This is a genomic window from Ruegeria sp. HKCCSP351 (assembly GCF_017872535.1).
GTDB lineage: Bacteria > Pseudomonadota > Alphaproteobacteria > Rhodobacterales > Rhodobacteraceae > Ruegeria.
Map to the genome: position 1 here is coordinate 1 of NZ_JAEDOV010000024.1, position 3,393 is coordinate 3,393.

4 protein-coding genes are annotated in these 3,393 nt (G+C 60.6%); all 4 read left to right on the forward strand.

Annotated elements, in window-relative coordinates:
* Nucleotides 1–38 precede the first annotated feature (38 nt).
* The 4 genes from rfbC to rfbA are packed head-to-tail and all read left to right on the forward strand — an operon-like array spanning nt 39 to nt 3,393.
* The gene (gene rfbC, locus I9182_RS20295; RefSeq protein ID WP_209508312.1) at nt 39–596 is read left to right on the forward strand and encodes a dTDP-4-dehydrorhamnose 3,5-epimerase; all 558 of its coding nucleotides are present in this window, start codon (nt 39–41) and stop codon (nt 594–596) included.
* Between the two features lie 3 nt (nt 597–599).
* Nucleotides 600–1,643, forward strand: a complete 1,044-nt coding sequence (rfbB, locus tag I9182_RS20300; protein ID WP_209508309.1) for a dTDP-glucose 4,6-dehydratase — start codon at nt 600–602, stop codon at nt 1,641–1,643.
* Nucleotides 1,640–2,506 (forward strand): dTDP-4-dehydrorhamnose reductase, encoded by an 867-nt coding sequence (rfbD, locus tag I9182_RS20305; RefSeq protein WP_209508310.1) that lies wholly within the window; start codon nt 1,640–1,642, stop codon nt 2,504–2,506. Before rfbB ends, rfbD begins: the two co-directional genes overlap by 4 nt.
* A complete protein-coding gene (rfbA, locus tag I9182_RS20310; protein WP_209599473.1) occupies nt 2,503–3,393 on the forward strand; it encodes a glucose-1-phosphate thymidylyltransferase RfbA in 891 nt (296 codons plus the stop codon). Before rfbD ends, rfbA begins: the two co-directional genes overlap by 4 nt.

The following is a 3,393-nucleotide window of genomic DNA, read 5'->3' on the forward strand; positions in this document are numbered from 1 at the left end:
GCCAAAATACAGGCAACAGGTTGTTGAGGTTGGGTGATATGGAGATTGAGCAGACGGGTTTGTCGGGTGTGTTGGTTATTCGCCCGCAGCGGCATGGGGATTTGCGGGGATTTTTTTCTGAAAGCTGGAACAAGGCGCGGCTGGAAGAGGCTGGGGTTGTGTTGCCGGAATTTGTGCAGGACAACCATTCGCTGTCGTCCGCGGTGGGGACATTGCGCGGCCTGCATTTTCAGGCGCCTCCGCATGCGCAGGGCAAATTGGTGCGGGCGGGCCGGGGCGCGCTTTATGATGTCGCCGTCGATATCCGCAAGGGATCGCCAACTTATGGGCAATCTTTCGGCATCGAGCTCAGCTTTGAGAACGGGCGGCAGCTTTGGGTGCCGGCGGGATTTGCCCATGGTTTTGTGACGTTAGAGCCCGACACCGAAATCTGCTACAAATGTACCAGCTTTTACAATGCGGATGCCGATGGGGGTGTGCGCTGGGACAGCTGTGGTATTGATTGGCCCTTGCAGGGGAACCCGGTGCTGAGCGACAAGGATAGGATTGCGCCTGCGCTGGCCGATTTTGACAGCCCGTTTGTTTACGAAGGATAGAATATGAAACTGTTGGTGACAGGTGGTGCGGGTTTCATCGGGTCCGCGGTCGTGCGGCGTGCCATTGCGGACGGACATCAGGTCGTGAACCTTGATGCGCTGACCTATGCGGCCTGCCTCGACAATGTTGCCGAGGTTGCAGAGAACCCGAACTATGCCTTTGTTCACGCAGATATCCGCGACCCTGCGGCCCTGAAGGCGGTGTTTGCCGAACATGCGCCTGATGCGGTGATGCACCTGGCGGCGGAATCCCATGTTGACCGGTCCATCGACGGGCCGGGGGCTTTCATCGAAACCAATGTCCTGGGCACATACAACATGCTGGAGGCGGCGCGCAGCTATTGGGCCGGACAGGGAAAACCGGACACTTTCAGGTTCCACCATATCTCGACCGATGAAGTCTTTGGCAGCCTGGGCCCCACCGGCCAGTTCACCGAGGATACCCCCTATGATCCGCGGTCTCCCTATTCCGCGTCGAAAGCCTCCAGCGATCATCTGGTCCGGGCCTGGCACGAGACCTATGGCCTGCCGGTGGTGCTGACCAACTGTTCGAACAATTACGGGCCCTATCATTTCCCTGAAAAGCTGATCCCTGTTGTGATCCTGAACGCAATCGCGGGCAAGGCGCTGCCGATCTATGGCGACGGCTCGAATGTCCGCGACTGGCTGTATGTCGAGGATCACGCCGACGCGCTTTTGCTGGTGGTGCAAAAGGGGGCTGTCGGCCGGTCCTATAACATCGGTGGCGAGAACGAGCGCAGCAATCTGGAACTGGTGCAGACGCTGTGTGCGATCCTGGACGACCTGCGCCCGAAACCGCAGGGGGTCTATGCGGACCAGATCACCTTTGTCACAGACCGCCCCGGGCATGATGCGCGTTACGCCATCGATCCCTCGCGGATGCGCAACGAAATGAACTGGCGCCCGTCCGTGACGGTAGAGGAAGGTCTGCGCAGAACGGTTGAATGGTACCTGAACAATGAAGACTGGTGGCGGTCTTTACAGAACCGGTCCGGCGTTGGCGAACGGCTGGGGGTCAGCGCGTGAAACTTCTGGTCTTCGGGGCGACCGGTCAGCTGGGCCGGGAACTGATCCGGTGTGGCGGGGATATCTCGGTTGAAGCGCTTGGGCGCGACAAGGCGGATTTTACCGATCCCGAAGGGTGCGCGGCCCTGGTTCGCAACACCGATGCGGATGCGGTGATCAACGCCGCCGCATATACCGCCGTCGACAAGGCCGAAGCGGAGGAAGACCTTGCCCTGCTGATCAACGGAACCACGCCCACGGCGCTGGCCAAAGCTGCGGCCGGGCGCGGGGTGCCGTTTGTTCAGGTCTCGACAGATTATGTGTTTGACGGGGCGGGCACGGCCCCGTTTCCGCCCGACCACGCGACCGGCCCGCTGGGCGCCTATGGGCGCACCAAGCTGGCAGGCGAGGCCGGTGTGATTGCGGCGGGCGGACCCCATGCAATCATACGAACCTCGTGGGTGGTGTCGTCACATGGGCATAACTTCGTCAAAACCATGCTGCGCCTCGGCAAAGAGCGTGACCGCCTGACAATTGTCGCAGACCAGATTGGCGGGCCAACCCCGGCGGCGGAACTGGCCGGGGCCTGTGTGGGCGCGGCCCGTGCCCTTTTGACAAACCCGGATGAAAAGACCGGAATTTACCATTGCAGCGGTGGCCCTGATGTCAGCTGGGCCGATTTTGCGCGCGAGATCTTCGATCAGGCCGGCATCGACTGCAATGTCGAAGACATTCCGTCCAGCGCATACCCGACCCCCGCGAAACGCCCCCTGAACAGCCGCCTGGACTGCACGACACTGACAACGGACCTGGGCGTGCCCCGTCCGGATTGGAAGGCGGGCCTGCACAGCATACTTGAAGACCTTGGAGAGCTCGGCACATGACGACCCGGAACGGCAAGAAACGCAAAGGTATCATTCTGGCAGGCGGGTCAGGCACCCGTCTTTATCCGATCACGATGGGCGTCTCGAAACAGCTTTTGCCCATCTATGACAAGCCGATGATCTATTACCCCCTTTCGGTGCTGATGCTGGCCGGGATCCGCGACATCGCGATGATCACGACGCCGCAGGATCAGGAGCAGTTTCAGCGCCTGTTGGGTGACGGAAGCCAATGGGGCCTGTCCCTGACCTGGGTTGTTCAACCTTCTCCCGACGGGTTGGCGCAAGCCTATATTCTGGCCGAAGATTTTCTGGATGGTGCCCCCTCGGCCATGGTGCTGGGCGACAACATCTTCTTTGGGCACGGCCTGCCCGAGATCCTGCAATCGGCAGACGCCAAAGAGACCGGAGGCACCGTCTTCGGCTATCGGGTCGCTGATCCCGAACGCTACGGGGTCGTGGCCTATGACGAGGCTGGCGCCGTCACCCAGATTGTCGAGAAACCCCAAGTGCCGCCATCGAACTACGCCGTGACCGGGCTGTATTTTCTGGACGGCTCTGCCCCTGAACGCGCCCGCGCCGTAAAACCGTCTGCACGCGGCGAGCTTGAGATTGTCACCTTGCTTGAAATGTACCTTGAGGCCGGGTTGCTCAGCGTCAACCGCATGGGGCGCGGCTATGCCTGGCTGGATACCGGAACCCATGCAAGCCTGCTGGACGCCGGAAACTTCGTGCGCACGCTTCAGGACAGGCAAGGCCTGCAAACCGGATCACCCGACGAAATCGCCCATACGCTGGGCTGGATCAACGACCACGACCTCGAAGCCCGCGCCCGCAAATTCGGCAAAAACGAATACGGAAAATACCTCAAAAACCTGCTGAACCAATAG